Genomic DNA, 414 nt, shown 5'->3' with positions numbered 1-414 from the left:
CTGCCGGTACCAATCTGCGCTGCCCGCTCGGTGAGTTCCCGGCGATTCGTGAATACGGTTTTGTGGACGAGCCGGGTCGGTGGGATCACTGGCCCAGCGGCTTTGTGCTGACCTGGCCCAATGAGCGGGGTACCAACGGCACCATCGTGATCGACAAGGGCGACATCCTGTTGCCACAGAAGAAGTACTCGACCGAACAGATCATTCTGACCGTGGAAAACGGCTACGCCACCAAGATTGAAGGGGGAGTCGAAGCCGAGCTGCTGGACGAGTATATGAAGTCCTTTAACGATCCCGAAGGTTACGCGATCTCCCACATTGGCTGGGGTCTGCAACCGCGTTGTCACTGGTCTACGCTGGGCCTGTACTCGCGTGAGAACACCATTGGTATGGATGCCCGCGCGTTTGAGGGCA

1 pseudogene is annotated in these 414 nt (G+C 58.5%); it reads left to right on the top strand.

The features are described 5' to 3' along the window. A pseudogene (locus V6936_RS17390) lies at positions 1-414 on the top strand (2,5-dihydroxypyridine 5,6-dioxygenase); the annotation flags it as partial.

The organism is Alcaligenes sp. CHO6, assembly GCF_037120595.1.
Taxonomy (GTDB): domain Bacteria; phylum Pseudomonadota; class Gammaproteobacteria; order Burkholderiales; family Burkholderiaceae_B; genus Alcaligenes; species Alcaligenes ammonioxydans.
Note: the sequence above shows the minus strand (reverse complement) of the source record. Positions and strands in the feature narration are given on the sequence as shown.